Annotated in this window: 23 protein-coding genes and 2 tRNA genes; 22 read left to right on the forward strand and 3 right to left on the reverse strand. The window is 67.3% G+C overall.

From position 1 onward, the window contains the following. Positions 1–7: 7 nt before the first annotated feature. Positions 8–964 (reverse strand): DUF7351 domain-containing protein, encoded by a 957-nt coding sequence (locus BLT27_RS03845; protein ID WP_089731711.1) that lies wholly within the window; start codon positions 962–964, stop codon positions 8–10. A 350-nt stretch (positions 965–1,314) separates the two neighbouring features. Between BLT27_RS03845 and BLT27_RS19625 the strand changes: the two genes are divergently transcribed. From BLT27_RS19625 to rpsB, 17 genes are all read left to right on the forward strand, one after another. Next, positions 1,315–1,467: a hypothetical protein gene (locus BLT27_RS19625; protein ID WP_175526374.1), complete on the forward strand. Its 153-nt coding sequence runs from the start codon at positions 1,315–1,317 to the stop codon at positions 1,465–1,467. Beyond that, on the forward strand, positions 1,464–3,344 hold the full coding sequence (locus tag BLT27_RS03850) for an ABC transporter ATP-binding protein (protein WP_089731712.1): 1,881 nt from the start codon (positions 1,464–1,466) through the stop codon (positions 3,342–3,344). Before BLT27_RS19625 ends, BLT27_RS03850 begins: the two co-directional genes overlap by 4 nt. A gap of 82 nt (positions 3,345–3,426) precedes the next feature. Further along, a complete protein-coding gene (moaA, locus tag BLT27_RS03855) occupies positions 3,427–4,509 on the forward strand; it encodes a GTP 3',8-cyclase MoaA (protein ID WP_089731713.1) in 1,083 nt (360 codons plus the stop codon). Between the two features lie 102 nt (positions 4,510–4,611). Next, positions 4,612–5,085: a hypothetical protein gene (locus BLT27_RS19020; RefSeq protein WP_139172241.1), complete on the forward strand. Its 474-nt coding sequence runs from the start codon at positions 4,612–4,614 to the stop codon at positions 5,083–5,085. Between the two features lie 157 nt (positions 5,086–5,242). Beyond that, positions 5,243–5,327: transfer RNA gene (locus BLT27_RS03860), tRNA-Ser, on the forward strand. Between the two features lie 79 nt (positions 5,328–5,406). Next, the gene (locus BLT27_RS03865; RefSeq protein ID WP_089731714.1) at positions 5,407–5,925 is read left to right on the forward strand and encodes a 30S ribosomal protein S13; all 519 of its coding nucleotides are present in this window, start codon (positions 5,407–5,409) and stop codon (positions 5,923–5,925) included. Further along, positions 5,925–6,446 (forward strand): 30S ribosomal protein S4, encoded by a 522-nt coding sequence (locus BLT27_RS03870; protein WP_089731715.1) that lies wholly within the window; start codon positions 5,925–5,927, stop codon positions 6,444–6,446. Before BLT27_RS03865 ends, BLT27_RS03870 begins: the two co-directional genes overlap by 1 nt. 1 nt (position 6,447) lies before the next feature. After that, on the forward strand, positions 6,448–6,840 hold the full coding sequence (locus BLT27_RS03875; RefSeq protein WP_089731716.1) for a 30S ribosomal protein S11: 393 nt from the start codon (positions 6,448–6,450) through the stop codon (positions 6,838–6,840). 3 nt (positions 6,841–6,843) lie between these two features. Then, complete coding sequence (locus BLT27_RS03880; protein WP_089731717.1) at positions 6,844–7,590, forward strand: DNA-directed RNA polymerase subunit D; 747 nt, start codon at positions 6,844–6,846, stop codon at positions 7,588–7,590. 161 nt (positions 7,591–7,751) lie between these two features. Next, positions 7,752–7,836, forward strand: a tRNA-Leu gene (locus BLT27_RS03885). Continuing rightward, positions 7,825–8,220, forward strand: a complete 396-nt coding sequence (locus tag BLT27_RS03890) for a 50S ribosomal protein L18e (protein WP_368086024.1) — start codon at positions 7,825–7,827, stop codon at positions 8,218–8,220. Before BLT27_RS03885 ends, BLT27_RS03890 begins: the two co-directional genes overlap by 12 nt. Beyond that, positions 8,217–8,654 carry a 50S ribosomal protein L13 gene (locus BLT27_RS03895; protein WP_089731719.1) on the forward strand — a complete coding sequence of 146 codons (438 nt, stop codon included), beginning with the start codon at positions 8,217–8,219 and terminating at the stop codon, positions 8,652–8,654. Before BLT27_RS03890 ends, BLT27_RS03895 begins: the two co-directional genes overlap by 4 nt. Further along, the gene (locus BLT27_RS03900) at positions 8,648–9,043 is read left to right on the forward strand and encodes a 30S ribosomal protein S9 (RefSeq protein WP_089731720.1); all 396 of its coding nucleotides are present in this window, start codon (positions 8,648–8,650) and stop codon (positions 9,041–9,043) included. Before BLT27_RS03895 ends, BLT27_RS03900 begins: the two co-directional genes overlap by 7 nt. 12 nt (positions 9,044–9,055) lie before the next feature. Continuing rightward, positions 9,056–9,250, forward strand: coding sequence for a DNA-directed RNA polymerase subunit N (locus BLT27_RS03905; protein WP_089731721.1), 195 nt, complete (start codon positions 9,056–9,058; stop codon positions 9,248–9,250). Further along, complete coding sequence (locus BLT27_RS03910; RefSeq protein WP_089731722.1) at positions 9,250–9,429, forward strand: DNA-directed RNA polymerase subunit K; 180 nt, start codon at positions 9,250–9,252, stop codon at positions 9,427–9,429. Before BLT27_RS03905 ends, BLT27_RS03910 begins: the two co-directional genes overlap by 1 nt. After that, the gene (gene eno / locus BLT27_RS03915; protein ID WP_089731723.1) at positions 9,426–10,631 is read left to right on the forward strand and encodes a phosphopyruvate hydratase; all 1,206 of its coding nucleotides are present in this window, start codon (positions 9,426–9,428) and stop codon (positions 10,629–10,631) included. The genes BLT27_RS03910 and eno overlap by 4 nt, the downstream gene beginning before the upstream one ends. Continuing rightward, a complete protein-coding gene (gene rpsB / locus BLT27_RS03920; protein WP_089731724.1) occupies positions 10,628–11,410 on the forward strand; it encodes a 30S ribosomal protein S2 in 783 nt (260 codons plus the stop codon). Before eno ends, rpsB begins: the two co-directional genes overlap by 4 nt. 49 nt (positions 11,411–11,459) lie before the next feature. Here rpsB and BLT27_RS03925 read toward each other — a convergent pair whose 3' ends face one another. Continuing rightward, positions 11,460–13,106 (reverse strand): sensor histidine kinase, encoded by a 1,647-nt coding sequence (locus BLT27_RS03925; protein ID WP_175526375.1) that lies wholly within the window; start codon positions 13,104–13,106, stop codon positions 11,460–11,462. Between the two features lie 127 nt (positions 13,107–13,233). Here BLT27_RS03925 and mvk point away from each other — a divergent pair, with 127 nt between their 5' ends. Then, complete coding sequence (mvk, locus tag BLT27_RS03930; RefSeq protein ID WP_089731726.1) at positions 13,234–14,220, forward strand: mevalonate kinase; 987 nt, start codon at positions 13,234–13,236, stop codon at positions 14,218–14,220. Further along, positions 14,217–14,948 (forward strand): isopentenyl phosphate kinase, encoded by a 732-nt coding sequence (locus BLT27_RS03935; RefSeq protein ID WP_089731727.1) that lies wholly within the window; start codon positions 14,217–14,219, stop codon positions 14,946–14,948. The genes mvk and BLT27_RS03935 overlap by 4 nt, the downstream gene beginning before the upstream one ends. A gap of 24 nt (positions 14,949–14,972) precedes the next feature. Here the strand turns inward: BLT27_RS03935 and BLT27_RS03940 are convergent, their stop codons facing one another. Beyond that, entirely contained in the window at positions 14,973–15,227 is a 255-nt protein-coding gene (locus BLT27_RS03940) for an AN1-type zinc finger protein (protein WP_089731728.1), read from the reverse strand. A 335-nt stretch (positions 15,228–15,562) separates the two neighbouring features. On the opposite strand from BLT27_RS03940, the gene BLT27_RS03945 reads away from it, so the two are divergent. The 3 genes from BLT27_RS03945 (at position 15,563) to BLT27_RS03955 (ending at position 18,542) form a co-directional block, all read left to right on the forward strand. Continuing rightward, positions 15,563–16,915 carry a ribonuclease J gene (locus BLT27_RS03945; RefSeq protein ID WP_089731729.1) on the forward strand — a complete coding sequence of 451 codons (1,353 nt, stop codon included), beginning with the start codon at positions 15,563–15,565 and terminating at the stop codon, positions 16,913–16,915. Positions 16,916–16,919: 4 nt separating this feature from the next. Next, positions 16,920–17,969 (forward strand): geranylfarnesyl diphosphate synthase, encoded by a 1,050-nt coding sequence (idsA3, locus tag BLT27_RS03950; protein ID WP_089731730.1) that lies wholly within the window; start codon positions 16,920–16,922, stop codon positions 17,967–17,969. Between the two features lie 93 nt (positions 17,970–18,062). After that, positions 18,063–18,542 carry a DUF8159 domain-containing protein gene (locus BLT27_RS03955; RefSeq protein ID WP_089731731.1) on the forward strand — a complete coding sequence of 160 codons (480 nt, stop codon included), beginning with the start codon at positions 18,063–18,065 and terminating at the stop codon, positions 18,540–18,542. Positions 18,543–18,620: the final 78 nt, after the last annotated feature.

Raw genomic sequence — 18,620 nt, forward strand, 5'->3', positions numbered from 1 at the left:
CCGTTTCTCAGGCGGACTCCGCCTCTGCCGCCTCCGCGTCGCCGGCCTCCGGGGTCGCTGTCTCGACGCCCCGTCGCTGGCTCTCGACGACCGAGCCGTCGCGAGCGACGTACAGCGCCAGCTCCTCGTCGTCGAGCCGGGTCGTCACGCGCACCGCGAGGGGGTCGGTCGAGAGCAGCGTCTCGGCCCACTCGCCGCCGACGTTCCAGACGGAGCGGTCGGCCACGTCCCGGTCGTGGTCGTGGTAGAAGGCGACGACGGCCGGGTGGTCGAGGACGGTGAGGGCCACGGGACAGCGCAGCCGGTCGCCACAGCCCTCGCAGGCGTAGCGGGCGGTGACGGGTTGCGGTCTGTCGACGGCCCCTTCGCCCGTTCCGTCGCCACCGTCTCCGCCAGCGTCGTCCTCGCCGACTGGCTCGACCCGCGTCCGCACCCGCCCGCCGCAGGTCGGACAGACGCCGTCGTCGAACGCGCCGATGCGGTGGCGGTGGTAGCGGTCGAAGGCGTCGGGGAGAGCCTCGTCGTCGTGCGTCGCGTAGCCCGCTGGCGGGAACGGCAGTTCGAGCAGGTCGCGCTCGCAGGCCGTGCAGCCGACCGTGGTGACGTTGTCGGCGACGTGGGCTTCGAGGGAGTCCGCCTCGCAGAACGGACACGGGTCGTCGAGCGCGACGGGCGCTCTATCGACGCTGTCGGTGTACGCCCCGGCCGCGATGCCACGGGCGACACGCAGGCCGGCGTCGGTCAGCTCGTAGCGGTCGTCCTCGCGCTTCCGGACGAAGGTGCCGTCGAGCTGGCGCAGGTGGTAGGCGAAGCCGGCCGACGTGTCCTCGTCGCTGGCGTCGAACAGCGCCGAGAACGACCGGTCGACCGGACTGCCGTCCTCGACGAGTGACTGGAGGACGGCCATCCGGGTCTCGCTGCCGAGCGCGCCGAACGCGTCGCTCGCATCGTCGCCGTCGGTCATGCCCCGCGGTAGCCGGGCGCACGACAAAGGCCTGCCGCCCGCGGCCAGCGGGTCTGGTGTCCGGAAACCAATTGTGGTATGATATCAAGGCTCGAACAACTTTTTTGTACAAGGCGGTGACGGCTTGGACGAGTCAGAACGATGCTCCAGCTCCCCGTCTTCGACGCCTGATTCTTCGGGTCACCCGGTAGGGTGGGGCGGTCGGCCTCACCTCGGCCGTAGCCGCGGCACTGCGGCTACTCACGCCCACGCTGCACCGACTACCCGACTGTTTCACACACCAGAGCATCGACGCCCGACCCCACGCTCGGTCGGGTGAATCACGCGAACTCGACGTGAGGAACGACAGTATGTACGACACCACGCCGGACGCGGCGAACGGCACGACGATGGAACCGATGCACGAGACGACGACTGACGCGACGCACAGCACGACGGCGGAACCGACGACCGATACACCGCGACGCCCCGGACGACCAGAGACACCACCGACGACACGATGACGGACACACCACACGACGACGAAGACGACGCGTTCGAGGCGCAACGGGAGCGGGTGGACCGCCCGATGGTCCGGCTGTTCCGCGAGTACGGCCGGGAGAACTGGCTGGCAATCGTCGGCGGCGTCGTCATGGGGCTGGCCGCGCACACGATGGCGCTGCTGCCGACGTACGTGCTCGCCGAGACCATCGACGCGGTGTTCCTCCAGACGAAGCCGCAGTACTCGCTGCCGCTGGTGCCACAGACGGTCGTTCCCGACTCGCGGACCGGGCGGTTCTGGTTCTCGGTCGGGGCTGTCGGGCTGACGTACGTCTGCTCGACGGTGTTCACCTGGCTGATGGGACTGGGGCTGAACTCGTTCGCCCAGTCGGTCCAGCACAACGTGCGCTCGGACAGCTACGACGCCATGCAGCGGCTCGACTACGCGTTCTTCGCCGACAAGCAGACCGGCGAGCTGATGAGCGTCCTGAACAACGACGTGAACCGGCTGGAGCAGTTCCTCAACGGCGGGCTGTTCATCGCCACGATGCTGGTGGTGAACGTCGGCGTGACCGCCGTCCTGCTCGCCTACCTCCAGTGGCAGCTGGCCATCCTGACGATGGTGACGGTGCCGCTCATCGGCTACTTCACGTACAAGTTCGTCCAGATCATCCAGCCGATGTACTCCGAGGTGCGCTCGACGGTCGGGCAGCTGAACTCCCGGCTGGAGAACAACCTCGGCGGCATCGAGGTCATCAAGGCCAGCACCACGGAGGACTTCGAGGCCGACCGTGTCAGCGACGCCTCGAACGAGTACTTCGAGAAGAACTGGGACGCCATCACGACGCGCGTTAAGTTCTTCCCCGGCCTCCGACTGACCGCCGGCGTCGGCTTCGTGCTCACCTTCGCCGTCGGCGGCCACTGGGTGCTGACGAACCAGGCCCCGCCGTTCATGAGCGGGTCGCTGTCGGTCGGGACGTTCGTCGCGTTCGTCTACCTCGGTCAGCGGTTCATCTGGCCGATGAGCCAGTTCGGCGAGCTGGTCAACCTCTACCAGAACGCCCGCGCCTCCGCCGAGCGCATCTTCGGACTGATGGACGAGCCGAAGACGCTCGGGGCCGACGGGGACCTCCCCGAGCTCTCGGTCCGGAACGGGCGCGTCGAGTACGACGACGTGACCTTCGGCTACGAGGACGACGAGACCGTCCTCGAGGACGTCTCCTTCGACGTCTCGGGCGGGGAGATGCTCGCGCTCGTCGGGCCGACCGGGGCCGGCAAGTCGACGGTCCTGAAGCTCCTGCTCCGGCTCTACGACGTCGACGACGGGCAGATCCGCGTCGACGGCCAGGACATCAGGGAGGTCACGCCGGCGAGCCTGCGCGACAGCGTCGGCTACGTGAGCCAGGACACCTACCTGTTCTACGGGAGCGTCCGGGACAACATCGCCTACGGGCAGTTCGACGCCACCAACGAGGAGATACGCGAGGCCGCGAGGGCCGCCGACGCCCACGAGTTCATCACCGACTTCTCGGACGGCTACGACACCGAGGTCGGCGAGCGCGGTGTGAAACTCTCCGGGGGGCAGCGCCAGCGCATCGGCATCGCCCGCGTGCTGCTGCGGGACCCCGACATCCTGCTGCTCGACGAGGCGACCTCCGACGTGGACACGGAGACCGAGCTCCGCATTCAGGAGAGCATCGAGGAACTCGTCTCGGACCGGACCGTCGTCGCCATCGCCCACCGACTCTCGACGGTGAAGGACGCCGACCAGATCCTCGTGCTGGAGGACGGGCGGGTCGAGGAGCGCGGTACGCACGACGAACTGCTCGCCGAGGACGGCACCTACGCCGACCTCTGGGGCGTGCAGGCCGGCGAGCTGGAGACGATTCCGGGCATGTAACCAGGCGCGCCGGCGCGATAGCGGTCAGCCCCGCCGCGTCTCGACGGCGGATTTAAGCACGTTCGAGCCCATCGTGTGACACATGCTCGCAGACGAGTTCGGTCGGGAGGTCTCCGGGGTGCGGGTCTCGCTGACCGACCGGTGCAACTTCGACTGCGTCTACTGCCACAACGAGGGGCTGGGCGACACGCGCGGCCCGATGGCTGCCCAGGACCACGAGATGAGCGCCGACGACGTGGTCCGCTTTCTGGAGGTCGCGGCCGAGTTCGACGTCGACAGCGTGAAGTTCACCGGCGGCGAGCCGATGCTCCGGCAGGACCTGGAGGAGATCATCCGGCGCACCCCCGACTCGATGGAGGCCTCGATGACGACGAACGGGACGTTCCTGCCCGGCCGGGCCGAGGCCCTCGTCGACGCCGGGCTCTCGCGGGTGAACGTCTCGCAGGACGCACTGGACCCCGAGCAGTTCGCCGCGGTCACGCAGTCCGGCGCGTACGACCGAGTGCTCGAAGGCGTCGAAGCCGCCCTCGACGCGGGGCTCGCGCCGGTGAAGCTCAACATGGTGGTCTTCGAGAAGACCGCCGGCTACGTCCCCGAGATGGTCGACCACGTCGCGGAGAACGACGGGCTCCGGCTCCAGCTCATCGAGTACATGCCCGAGCTGGTCGGTAAACCGGAGTGGGCCATCGACATCGACCGCGTCCACGACTGGCTGGGCGAGCGGGCAGACCGGGTCGAACACCGCGAGATGCACGACCGACGGCGCTACTGGATTCGAGACGAGGACGCGCCCGAGGAGGCTGACGTGGACGGCACGACCGGCGGCATGGTCGAGATCGTCGACCCCGTCGAGAACCCGACGTTCTGTGCGAACTGCCACCGGGTGCGGGTCACCCACGACGGCTACCTGAAGGGCTGTCTCAACCGCAACGACGACCTGCGCTCGATGGGCGAGATGTCGAAAGCGGAGATTCGAGAGACGTTCCGCGAGACCGTCGCGAACCGGGTCCCGTTCTACGGCGAGTACATGGTCCGGAACGGCGACGGCGAGTGGGAGGTCAACGACGAGTATCTGGACACGCCCGCCGTGTCCGACACCGACGGGAGCAGACCGGAACCCGTGTACGACGGCGGGGTTGAGGACGGCTACGGCTCGACCGACTGAACCTCCCGGCCCGCTCTACCGCCTCGTGCCCTGCAATGGTTTGCATACAAATAAAACATTATTTTTATAATAATTTAATATCACGGCCCCAGTGGAGTCGGTATGAACCGGCGAACGGCCGTGAAAGCGGCAACTACTGCAACAGTCGCGTTCTCCGGTTGCCTGGGCGCACTGAATATCTCGTCCTCTACGCAGGGTCCTCCCGCATACGTCCACGCTGAATTCACGGTACTCGACGAGAGTAGAAACACGGACGAAGAAATTCCCGACCTCGAAGACCCTCCCAGAGTCCGATTCAATCGAGGGGATGGTGAAATTCTCGTATTCGGCTCGCTCCGTGTCGGGTCCGGGAACTGCAGCCGAGCAGCACTCGACTCGATTACGTACGATGAGGAGACGAAGGTATTGACAGTCGCTGTCGGTACTACCGGCGTCGAACCGGAAAACAGCGGTTGTGAGGGCGACGAATCGGTCGACTCGTACCGTCTTACCATCACTTTCGACGAGAACTACCCTGAAGAAGTACAGGCGTCCGAGGAGGGGGAACACGAACGAACGACGGTTTCGAGGCCGTAGTCGAGACGTTTCAAAGTGAACGAACCGCCCGCGTGCGACGGTTCCTCACCACGGGGGCGTTCCGTTGGGCTTAAGTAGTGTACCGGAAAAGGTGAAGACGCACTACGCTGTAGGGGCATCGGTCCCGAGTCCGAGAGGGCGGAGATAACACACGCGAGTCGTGGTAGCCAAGCCTGGCCCAAGGCGCAGGGTTGCTAACTCTGTGGCGTCAAGCCTCCTGGGTTCGAATCCCAGCCACGACGTCGGAACTTCACACCGGCTTTTGGGCACGGTGTGACCATCCAACCAGAAGTGCAGCGGGCACTTCGCACACCACCACACATGAGTGCAGAAGAACCACAGGACGAGCAAGACGACGAAGACCTTCAGTACTTCGTCCGCATCGGGCAGACAGACCTCGATGGGACGAAGTCCGTCGAACGCTCGCTCATCGAGATGAACGGCATCGGCCGACGCACGGCGCGTATCATCGCCGACAAGGCGGGCGTCGACCGGACGGCCACGTTCGGCCGTCTGGACGACGACGCGATCGACGCCGTCGTCGAGAAAGTAGAGGAGTACGCCGACGAAGTTCCGGACTGGCTCACCAACCGCCAGAACGACTTCTACACCGGCGAGACCACCCACGAGGTCGGCAACGAGCTCCAGATGTCGCGGCGCTACGACATCAACCGGATGAAGATGATCAGCTCCTACAAGGGCGTCCGGCACAAGAAGGGACAGAAGGTGCGCGGCCAGCGCACGAAGTCCACCGGTCGTACCGAGGGGACCATCGGCGTCAACGTCGAGGAGATCCGGGAGCAGGAGGCCGAGGAGGCCGCCGAGGAGGGTGACGAATAATGGCGCTCGGTAGCAACACGAAGTCCTACGAGACGCCGAACCACCCGTGGCAGGGCGAGCGCATCAGCGAGGAACACAGCCTCGTCGAGCGCTACGGCCTGAAGAACAAGGAGGAGCTCTGGCGAGCACAGTCCGAGCTGCGCGACTACCGTCGCGAGGCCCGTGACCTGCTCGGTCAGACCCAGTCCGAGGACGAGGTCGCCACCGCAGGCGGCGAGTTCCTCACACGACTCAAGCGCATCGGCATCCTCGACGAGGAGGACCAGCTCGACCAGGTCCTGTCGCTCGAGATCTCGGACATCCTCGAACGCCGCCTCCAGACGGTGGCCTACCGCAAGGGGCTGGCCAACACGACCAGCCAGGCGCGGCAGTTCATCGTCCACGGACACATCACCGTCGACGGCGCACGCGTTCGCGTGCCCTCGTACACGGTCGAGGTGTCCGAGGAGGACAGCATCGCGTTCGACGAGAACAGTCCGCTCGCGGACGACCTGCACCCCGAGCGTGCGGAGGGTCAGTAACATGGCAGAACAAGAAGACGACAAGTGGGGCGTCGCCCACGTACACGCATCGTTCAACAACACCGTCATGACGGTCACGGACCTGACCGGCGCGGAGACCATCGCGAAGTCCTCCGGCGGAACTGCTGTCAAGCAGAACCGTGACGAGGCCTCGCCGTACGCGGCGATGCAGATGGTCGAGTCCATCGCGGACGAGATCCGCGCGGCTGGCATCGAGGGCCTGCACGTTCGCGTGCGCGGCCCCGGTGGCAACCTGCAGAAGTCCCCCGGTCCGGGTGCGCAGGCAGCGATTCGCGCACTCGCCCGTGAGGACTTCGAGATCGGCCGCATCGAGGACGTCACGCCGATCCCGCACGACGGGTCCCGAGCACCGAAAGGCAAGGGCGGGTTCTGAGCCATGGACGAGGACTACGAGGTCGAGTTCGTCGAACGCGGCGACCGGAAGGCGCTGTTCCTCGTTCGCGGGGTCACCCCCGCGTTCGCGAACGGCATCCGCCGGACGATGATCGCAGACGTGCCCACCCTCGCAATCGACGAGGTTCGCGTCATCGAGAACTCGTCGGTGATGTTCGACGAGCAGATCGCGCTCCGCCTGGGGCTCGTGCCGCTCACGACCCCGCCGGCCGAGTTCGACGAGGACGACGTCGTCACGCTCTCCATCGACGTGGCGGGGCCGGCGACGGCGTACTCCGGCGATCTCGTCAGCGCGGACGACATGGTCCAGCCCGCGGACCAGAACGTCCCCATCATCGAGCTGAAGGACGGCCAGCGTCTCGAACTCGAAGCCGACGCGGTCCTCGAAACCGGCAAGGCTCACGCCAAGCATCAGGGCGGCGTCTCGGTCGGCTACCGGCACCTCCAGCGCGTGGAGGTCGTCGGCGACGCCGACGAGTTCGAGGAGAGCGAACCGAACATCGTGCGAGGCGTCGTCGAGATCGACGGCGAACTCGTCGACACGGCCGAATTCGACAACGACCTCACCCAGAAGTTCCCGGGTAAGGAAGTCGCGGTGCACGACGTCGAGAAGGCGTTCGTGTTCCACGTCGAGACCGACGGGTCGATGACGGTCGAGGAGCTCGTCAACCGCGCAACCGACTCCATCGAGTCGCGCGCGCTCGAGCTCGAAGACGCGGTATCGTTGTAAGAATATGACCCCTTCCAACCACACCCTGACTGCCGCTCGCGGGGGCGAGACCACCTGGTCTCGCACGCGGAGCGACGACGCTCCCGTCCCCGCTTCGTGGTCGACAATCGAAAGTGGTTTGAAGGGGGGCACAGAAGGGATGTGTACCCGCAAGGGTGCGAGCAGGGATAGCCAAGTCTGGCCAACGGCGCAGCGTTCAGGGCGCTGTCCCATAGGGGTCCGCAGGTTCAAATCCTGCTCCCTGCATCCACTTCTACCGAAACTAGCAGGAGGAAAGTCATGAGTAAGACAAACCCACGGCTCGGCAGTCTCATCGCCAAGCTGAAGTCGGTGTCCAGAGAGAAGGACGCTGACGTCTGGAGCGACGTAGCAACCCGACTCGAGAAGCCCCGACGCACGCACGCGGAGGTCAATCTCGGTCGGATCGAGCGATACGCACAGGAAGACGAGACGGTCATCGTCCCGGGCAAGGTGCTCGGTTCGGGTGCCCTCTCGAAGTCGGTCACGGTCGCGGCGGTCGACTTCTCGTCGTCCGCGGAGACCAAGATCGACCAGGTCGGCGAATCGCTCGAACTGGAACAGGCAATCGAACAGAACCCCGAAGGCTCGAACGTCCGGGTGATCCGATGAGTCTCGCAGAGTTCGACGCAGACGTCATCGTGGACGCCAGCGACTGTATCCTCGGTCGTGTCGCGTCCCAGGTCGCAGAGCGCGCACTCGACGGCGAGACGGTCGCGGTCGTCAACGCCGAGGAGGCGGTCATCACGGGCTCGGAGGACGACATCATGTCGACCTACCGGAAGCGTGTCGAGGTCGGCTCCGACAGCGGCCCGTACTACCCGAAGCGCCCGGACCGCATCTTCAAGCGGTCCATCCGCGGCATGATGCCGTACAAGACGACGGCAGGCCGCGAAGCGTTCGAGGGCGTCCGCGTCTACGTCGGCAACCCGTACGACGACGACGGCGAGGTGCTCGACGGCACGTCGCTGGATCGGCTCTCGAACATCAAGTTCGTCCAGCTGGGTGAGGTCTCGGCTGAACTGGGTGCTAACGTCACATGGTAACGAACACATCAGGCAAGAAGAAGACGGCCATCGCCCGCGCGACCGTCTCGGAAGGCGAGGGTCGCGTTCGAATCAACTCCAAGCCGGTCGAGCTCGTCGAACCCGAGATCTCCCGGCTCAAGATGCTGGAGCCGTTCCGCATCGTCGACGACGTCCGCGACGACGTGGACGTCGACGTCGAGGTCTCCGGTGGCGGCATCAGCGGCCAGGCCGACGCGGTGCGCACCGCGATCGCCCGTGGCCTCGTCCAGCACTCCGGCGACGCCGAACTCCGCGACGCGTACATGGAGTTCGACCGCTCGCTGCTGGTCAACGACGTCCGCCAGTCCGAACCCAAGAAGTGGGGCGGTCCCGGCGCTCGGGCCCGCTACCAGAAGTCCTACCGCTAAGGTGATCAGTCCATGATGGTACCAGTCCGGTGTTTCACGTGCGGCAACGTCGTCGGCGAGCACTGGGAGGAGTTCAAAGCGCGGACCCGAGAGGGTGACGAGGACCCCGAAGAGGTGCTCGACGAGCTCGGCGTCGACCGCTACTGCTGTCGCCGGATGCTCGTCTCGCACAAGGACCTCGTCGACATCGTGAGCCCCTACCAGTAATGCCCCGACAACGATACAACCGGTACGAGAAGGCACGCATCCTCGGCGCGCGAGCGCTGCAGGTGTCATACGGTGCGCCGGTCCTCATCGAGACGGACCAGACGGAGCCGATCCTCGTCGCTGCGGAGGAGTACGACGCGAACGCGCTCCCGTTCACGGTCAAACGAGGGAAGGAATGACGCTCGTCAGCGACGTCCGACTCCGACGTGTGCTCGACTCCCGTGGGAACCCCACGGTCGAGGCCGACGTGCTCACCGAGAGCGGTGGCTTCGGTCGTGCGGCCGCACCCTCGGGTGCGAGCACGGGCGAGTACGAGGCGGTCGAACTCCCACCGGGCGAGGCCATCGCGAACGCCCGCGAGGACGCGATTCCGCGTCTCGTCGGCCAGGTGTACGCCGGGAACCAGCGCGAGGTCGACGCCGCACTCAACGCGGCGGACGGCACCGACGACTTCTCCGGCATCGGCGCCAACAGCGCGGTCGCCATCTCGATGGCGGCGGCGAAGGCCGGTGCGGACGTCCTCGGCGCGCCGCTGTTCCAGCACCTCGGCGGTGCGTTCCGCGGCGAGAACTTCCCGGTTCCGCTGGGCAACGTGGTCGGCGGTGGCGAACACGCCGCCGACGCGACCCACATCCAGGAGTTCCTCGCCGCGCCGGTCGGCGCGCCGAACGTCGCGGACGCGGTGTTCGCGAACGCGGCCGTCCACGAGGCCGTCGCTGACCTGCTCGACGAGCGTGGCGTCCCCTGCGGCAAGGGTGACGAGGGTGCCTGGGCGCCGTCTATCGACGACGCCGAGGCGTTCGAGATCGTCGAGGAGGCGACGGAGCTCGTCGAGGACGAGGTCGGCTTCGAGGTCGGCTTCGGCCTCGACGTGGCCGCCGCGGAGCTGTACGACGCCGACGAGGGGGTCTACCGCTACGGCGACGACGAGCGGACGACCGACGAGCAGATCGAGTACATCGCCGAACTCGTCGACGAGTACGACCTCGTCTACGTCGAGGACCCCCTCGACGAGGACGACTACGAGAGCTACGCGACGCTCACGGACCGCGTGGGCCACCGCACGCTCGTCTGTGGGGACGACCTGTTCGTCACCAACACGGAGCGGCTCTCGACCGGCATCGAGCTCGGCGCCGGCAACAGCATCCTCATCAAGCCGAACCAGATCGGGACGCTGACCGACGCGTTCGACGCGGTCGAGCTCGCGGTCCGGAACGGCTACGACCCGGTCATCTCCCACCGTTCGGGCGAGACCGAGGACACGACGATCGCACACCTCGCCGTCGCGACCGACGCACCGTTCATCAAGACGGGCGCGGTCGGCGGCGAGCGAACCGCCAAGCTGAACGAACTCATCCGAATCGCAGACGACGCACTATGACAGACCAGGAACCCGATCAGGAGGGGCTCGACGCGTCCGACTCCGACGTGGACCTCGACGCCGCCGACGAGGCGGCCGACGAGGCACCCGTCGAGGACGCCGAGCCCACCGAGGAACAGGACGCCGAGGCCGTCGAGGCCGAGGCCGAACCAGAGGAGGAGGAGTCCGCGATGGACGAGGACGTCATGGCCGACGACGAGGCCGACCTCCTCATCCCCGTCGAGGACTACCTCGGTGCCGGTGTCCACATCGGTACCCAGCAGAAGACCAAGGACATGGAGCGGTTCATCCACCGTGTCCGGACCGACGGGCTGTACGTCCTCGACGTCGGGACGACCGACAGCCGCATCCGGACGGCTGCGGACTTCCTCTCGAACTACAATCCCGAGCAGATCCTCGTCACGTCCTCGCGCCAGTACGGTCGGTTCCCGGCCGAGAAGTTCGCCGACGCGGTCGGCGCACGCGCCCGGACAGGCCGGTTCATCCCCGGCACGCTGACGAACCCGAAGTACGACGGCTACATCGAGCCGGACGTGCTGGTCGTCACCGACCCCATCGGCGACGCCCAGGCCGTCAAGGAGGCCATCACGGTCGGCATCCCGGTCATCGCGATGTGTGACTCGAACAACCAGACGAGCAACGTCGACCTCGTCGTCCCGACGAACAACAAGGGGCGCAAGGCGCTGTCGGTCGTCTACTGGCTGCTGGCCAACGAGACGCTCGACCGCCGCGGTGCCGAGCCCACGTACTCCCTCGACGACTTCGAGAGCGGTATCTGAACTGGCTGACTTTTTCCCGTTCTCCACCGGCACGGAGCGACTGCTGTTCTCACGCCGTGGCCTCGACGGCGACGAACTCGACGTCCCGGATCTCGAAACGCGCGCCGCCGGGCTCGGAGTCGGTGACTGCGAGTGTCCAGCCGTGGGCGCGGACGACGTTCTCGACGATGGCGAGTCCGAGTCCGGTGCCGTCGGTGCCCGAGTGGCCGGAGTCGATGATGGCCTCGCGCTCGGTGTCGGGGATGCCCGGGCCGTCGTCGGCGACGAAGAAGCCCCTGCCGTCGTCGAGTTCGTCGACCGTGACGGTCACGGTCCGGCCAGCGTGTTCGACCGCGTTCCGGAACAGGTTCTCGAAGCTGCGCTGGAGCTGGCCGCGGTCGCCCTGGACGGTGCGGTCGAGTTCGCAGGCGAGCGTGGCGTCGGCGGTCTCGACCTGCGCCCAGGCGTCCGCGACGAGGTCCGAGAGCGGGACGGGCTCGGGCTGTTCGACGGCGTCACCGTCGCGGGCGAGTGCGAGCACGTCGTCGACGATACGACCCATGCGGTCGTGGCTGGTCTCGACCTCCTCGAGGTAGGTGGTGCCCTCCTGTCCGTCGACGTGGTCGTGGAGCAGGTCGACGTAGCCCTCGGCGACGTTCAGCGGGTTGCGGAGGTCGTGGCTGACGACGCTGGCGAACTGGTCGAGGCGCTCGTTCTGGCGTTCGAGCTCGCGTTCGCGGCGGATGCGGTCGGTGACGTCCTGGAGGAGGAACACCTCGCCGGCGTGCTCGCCGAGGGTGGTGCGTTCGACCTCCAGGTACCGTTCGCCGGCCGCGGCGTCGATGCGGATGGGGTCGGCTGTACGCGCCGTCGGGTCGGTGACGACGGCACGCAGTGGGGGGTGGGCAGCGAGTGCGTCCGTCGCCGGGTCGCCGACGGCGGACTCGTCGAGGTCGAGTAGCGACGCGGCGACCGGGTTGAGGTCGACCATCCTGCCGCGGCCGTTCACGACGAGCACGCCCTCGGAGAGGGTCTCGAGGACGCGGGCCCGGGCGACGGGTGGGACCTCGACGAGGTCGTACCAGAACAGCCCGAACCAGAGCGATATCACGCTGACGGCGAACGAGGGTTCGGTGACCCGCAACTGTGGAGAGACGACGCCGTCGACGACGGTGCCGGCCCACGGGAGCCCGACCGCGACGAGGATGGCGACGGCCTGCCCCCGGTAGAGGTTCCGGGCGCGGAAGCAGAGCTGTACCAGCAACGCGGTGGTGACCGCGAGCAGGAGCGACATGTACGCGAGGTGCACGAAGTACATCGAGCCGTATTCGACGATCAGGAGCCGCCCCGTCTCCGTGTCGAGCGCGATGGACCTGTAGAGGAGGTCGTGGCGCTCCGTGGTGAACATGAGCGTCAGGGTCAGCAGCGGCTCCGCGGAGAGCAGCGCGACGAGTCGCGGCGTCACGAGGTGGCCGCGACCGGTGTACACCATGGCGAACAGCAGGAGTGCGACGCCGGCGGCCGCGGACCCGAGGAACGTCAGTTTCAGCCAGAGTATCGACGTGGCTCGGGTGGTGGCCAGCACCGACAGGGACTGCGACCCCGTCCAGAGAGCGATGCCGCCGACCGAGAGCGCGAACCAGCGACCACCCCGGCCGTCGTCGCGACGCGAGACCAGCACAGCGAGGCCGCCTGCGACGACAGCCGAGAACAGCATCGAAGCGATGTAGAGGCGGAGAGACGGATACACGTGCCTAACGTGTAGATTGGTTGCGATACTTAGGAGTGTTCTGGCTCCCGCGGAATCGACAACACTCATACCAGTGGCGGGGGAGAGAGTCGGTATGGTCACGGCAAGCGCCCCAGGGAAGGTGTACCTGTTCGGGGAGCACGCGGTCGTCTACGGCGAGCCGGCGGTCCCGTGTGCAGTCGAGCGGCGGGCGACCGTCGCGGTCGAGGAGCGTGCCGACGGCAGGCTCCGCGTCGACGCCCGCGACCTCGAGATAGAGGGGTTCACCGTCGAGTACGGCGCGGCGACGGACGAGCTCGGCGTGGAGGTCCCCACCGAGCTGCTCGAGGCGGCGACGGAGTACGTCGACGGTGCGGTCGAGCAGGCCAGGGACGCCTGCGACGTGTCGGACGTGGGATTCGACGTCACCGTCGAGAGCGAGATCCCGCTCGGTGCAGGGCTGGGCTCCTCGGCGGCGGTCGTCGTCGCGACCATCGCGGCGACCGCGGCGGAGCTCGGCGTCGAGCTGGACCCGCGGGAGGTCGCGACCCGCGCCTACCAGGTCGAAAGCGACGTCCAGGACGGGCAGGCGTCGCGGGCGGACACGTTCTGTTCCGCGATGGGCGGTGCGGTCCGCGTCGAGGGCGAGGACTGCCGGACGCTCGACGCGCCGGACCTCCCGTTCGTCATCGGGTTCGACGGCGGGTCGGGCAACACCGGCGAGCTGGTCGCGGGAGTCCGCGACCTGCGCGAGCGGTACGACTTCGCGGCGGACACGGTCACCGCTATCGGCGACATCGTCCGCCGTGGCGAGGCCGTCCTGACCGAGGACGACCCCTCGCTCGACGAGCTCGGACGGCTGATGGACTTCGACCACGGGTTGCTGGAGGCGCTGGGCGTCTCCTCGCGGTCGCTCGACGAGATGGTGTGGACCGCCCGCGAGGCGGGTGCGTACGGCGCGAAGCTGACGGGCGCTGGGGGCGGTGGCTGCATCGTCGCGCTCGACGACTCGCCGGCGACGGAGACGGCGCTGTCGTACTCGCAGTCCTGCGAGGTGGCGTTCCGTGCCGAGCTCGCCCGGGACGGGGTGATCGTCCCGTGACGACCGTCCTCAAGCTCGGTGGGTCGGTCATCACCGACAAGGACCGGGCCGAGACCGTCGACGGCGAGGCGCTCGACCGGGCGGCGGACGCGGTTGCGCGTGCGACCGACGACCTCGTGGTGGTCCACGGCGGCGGGAGCTTCGGCCACCACAACGCCGAGGCCCACGGCGTCAGCACGACTGCGGGGACCCACGAAATCGGGGGTCTGACCGAGATCCACTCGGCGATGAAGGCGCTGAACGGGCTCGTGCTGCGGCGGCTGCACGACCGCGACGTACCGGCGGTGCCGGTGCATCCGCTCTCGGCCGCGAGCCGGGACCCGGGCGGGGAACTCACGCTGCCGGCCGAACAGGTCGCGACGCTCCGGGCCGAGGGGTTCGTCCCGGTTCTCCACGGTGACGTCATCGCGCACCGCGGCGAGGGTGTGACGGTGCTCTCGGGCGACGAGATCGTCACGTCGCTCGCGCGGGACCTCGACGCGGACCGGGTCGGCCTCTGCTCGACGGTCCCCGGGGTCCTCGACACCGACGGTGGGGTGATTCCGAGAATCGAGCGTTTCGACGACGCCGCCGACGCGCTCGGCGGGGCCGAGTCCACGGACGTCTCCGGCGGGATGGCCGGGAAGGTGCGGACGCTGCTCGCTCTGCCGACGCCGGCGAGCGTGTTCGGGCTGGACGACCTGTCCGCGTTCCTCGACGGCGAGGCGCCGGGGACGACCGTCGGGTGAACCGCGGTCGCGAGGAGCGGGCTGCTACCGCCGAAGCCGGCGGAGTGGTTCCAGCACCGCGTCGAAGGCCCGGGCGATGACGCCGCCGTCCTGTCTGTCGTGCTCCTCGGTCCGGCCGATGAAGGCCGCGTCCTCGTCGGCCCTGTCCGAGACTCGCGCCAGTCCTCGACACTCGTGTCGCTCGGGGAGGCGGTGGCGGCCACAGTGGGTCTCGCCGCACTCGTTGCAGGAGTACGGGAACCCCTCGACGGACCGCCCACAGAACGAGCACGACGCCATACCTCGGGTACGGCACAGTGAAAGTTAAACCTGTGGAACGTTCACACAGCGGTAGCCCGGAGGCCGTGTCGCAGCGCCGCACACTCGCGGCACAGTCCAACCCGCATCCGGCGGTCGCCATCGCGTAACCCACGTGCTTTTAACCTCGGACCGAGAAGGGTCGGTTAACAGACCCCGCGGGTAAGTGTGGTCGCGACGGTGCCGGCGACTCCGGCAGCGCCCGCGCCCACATAGCGGGATGCGCGCCGACGCGCTGTAAGACGCCGGGGCGTAGCGTTCCGTTCTCCGGGGGAGTTTGCACATACCGAGACGCGGCATTTCGGTGCTACACAACCATGGAAATCGAAATCGCAACCATTGGCGGATACGAGGAAGTCGGCCGGCAGATGACTGCCGTCCGAGCCGGTGACGACGTCGTCGTCTTCGACATGGGTCTGAACCTCTCGCAGGTTCTCATCCACGACAACGTCGAGACCGAGAAGATGCACAGCCTGGACCTCATCGACATGGGGGCCATCCCGGACGACCGGATCATGAGCGAACTCGAGGGCGACGTGCAGGCCATCGTGCCGACGCACGGCCACCTCGACCACATCGGGGCCATCTCGAAGCTGGCCCACCGCTACGACGCGCCCGTCGTGGCGACGCCGTTCACCATCGAGCTCGTCAAGCAGCAGGTCGAGAGCGAGCAGAAGTTCGGGGTCGAGAACGACCTCGTGAAGATGGACGCCGGCGAGACGATGACCATCGGCGACTCCGGGCAGGTCGAGCTCGAGTTCGTCAACGTCACACACTCCATCATCGACGCCATCAACCCGGTCCTGCACACGCCCGAGGGCGCGGTCGTCTACGGGCTGGACAAGCGCATGGACCACACGCCGGTCATCGGCGACCCCATCGACATGAAGCGGTTCCGCGAGATCGGCCGCGAGGGCGAGGGGGTCCTCTGTTACATCGAGGACTGTACCAACGCGAACAAGAAGGGTCGCACGCCCAGCGAGTCCGTCGCGCGACGGCACCTCAAGGACGTGATGTACTCGATGGAGGACTACTCCGGCGGCATCGTCGCCACCACGTTCTCCAGCCACATCGCCCGCGTGAAGTCCCTCGTCGAGTTCGCCCGCGACATCGGCCGCCAGCCGGTGCTGCTCGGGCGCTCGATGGAGAAGTACTCCGGCACCGCCGAGCGTCTCGGCTTCGTCGACTTCCCGGGCGACCTCGGGATGTTCGGCCACCGGAAGTCCGTCGACCGAACGTTCAAGCGAGTCATGAAGGAGGGCAAGGGCAACTTCCTGCCCATCGTCACGGGCCACCAGGGCGAGCCGCGCGCGATGCTCACCCGGATGGGACGCGGCGAGACCCCCTACGAGTTAGAGGACGGCGACAAGGTCATCTTCTCGGCCCGGGTCATCCCGGAGCCGACGAACGAGGGCCAGCGCTACCAGTCCGAACGCCTGCTCGGGATGCAGGGCGCACGCATCTACGACGATATCCACGTCTCCGGCCACCTGAACCAGGAGGGTCACTACGAGATGCTGCAGGCGCTCCAGCCCCAGAACATCATCCCGGCCCACCAGGACATGAGCGGCTTCAGCGGCTACGTCAACCTCTGCGAGAGCGAGGGCTACAAGATGGGCCGCGACCTCCACGTCACCCGTAACGGCAACCTCATCCAGCTGACCGAGTGACAGCATGACAGACCCGCAGACGCGAGAACAGACGGTGCTCGAGGCGGTGGGCCAGCGACGCGAACTCGTCAACGAGGCCATCACCGAGGAGCTGCCCATCAAGTCGCCCGAGCGGCTGTACGAGGCATCTCGCTACCTGCTGGACGCGGGTGGGAAGCGGCTCCGGCCCACGGTGCTGCTCGTCGTCGGGGAGGCGCTGACCGACGTGGAGCCGATGTCGGCGGACTACCGCGAGTTCCAGTCACTGACCGACGAGCCCGTCGACCTCATGGCCGCCGCCGTCAGCGTCGAGGTCATCCAGTCGTTCACCCTCATCCACGACGACATCATGGACGACGACGACCTCCGGCGGGGCGTGCCGGCGGTCCACAAGGAGTACGACCTGGAGACGGCCATCCTCGCGGGCGACACGCTGTACTCGAAGGCGTTCGAGATCATGGTCGAGACGGACGCCCCACCGGAGCGGGTCGTCGCAGCCACCGACACGCTGGCGTCGACCTGCACGAAGATCTGCGAGGGCCAGAGTCTCGACGTCTCGTTCGAGACGCGACGCGACGTCGACCCCGATGAGTACCTCGAGATGATCGAGCAGAAGACGGCGGTCCTGTACGCGGCCTCGGCCGCCATCGCCGGCGAACTCCTCTCCGCGGACGAGGAGGTCGTGGACGCGCTGTACGGCTACGGCCTCGACGTCGGGCGGGCGTTCCAGATACAGGACGACGTGCTCGACCTCACCGTCCCGTCGGACCAGCTCGGCAAGCAGCGCGGCTCGGACCTCGTCGAGAACAAGCAGACGCTCATCACGGTCCACGCCCGCGAGCAGGGCGTCGACGTCGGCGGGCTGGTCGACACCGACAGCGTGGAGGCGGTCACCGAACCCGAGATTGACGACGCGGTGGCGACGCTCGAGGAGGCGGGCAGCATCGAGTACGCCAACCAGACCGCGCGCGACCTCGTGCAGCGCGGCAAGTCCCGGCTCGAGGTCCTCCCGGACAACGAGGCGCGCGACCTGCTGTGCGATATCGCCGACTACCTGATAGAGCGCGGCTACTGACTGTTCTCGCACGACTCAGTTCCTGAGTCGAACGCCGTATCGCGGGGCGAAACCCTCCGCGGTTTTAGTGGCTGTCCCGGTCTACCCGTAGCTATGCCACAGGACAGCAGCACGACGCGACGGAGCGTCCTCGCGGGTGGTGCCGCGGCCCTGGCGGGACTCGCCGGGTGCCTCGGCGGCAACCAGGTACAGAAGTCGGAACCGAACCAGGACGGCGAGGGAACCCTCGGCGAACTGCGCTGGATCCTCGAGGAGACACACGGTATGTCGGTGACGAGCATGACGTACAGCGACGAGGTCGTGACCCTCGAGTACGAGTCACAGGCGTCGGACCGCGCGGAGTCCCGCGACGAGATCGGTCAGGTCATCTCCTCGTACGGGCTCATCATCGACAGCGGCGGCCCCTCGACCCGGCTCGAGGCGGCCATCGCCGACCGGTTCGAGAGCCAGGCCGAGGAGTACCACGTCGAGGCGACGTGGGTCGACCAGTGGCGTTCGGGCGAGATGTCCGACGCGCTCGTCGCCCAGCGCGTGTTCAACACGCGCCGGTTCCCCGAATCCGCGACCGAGTAGGGCGACACCAACTGTGTCCGTGGCTGTGCCGGCTTCCCGACCGGCACTCCGAATCTGGGTGGTCTGACCGGCGCGACG

The sequence above is a fragment of the Haloarchaeobius iranensis genome (assembly GCF_900103505.1).
Lineage (GTDB): Archaea > Halobacteriota > Halobacteria > Halobacteriales > Natrialbaceae > Haloarchaeobius > Haloarchaeobius iranensis.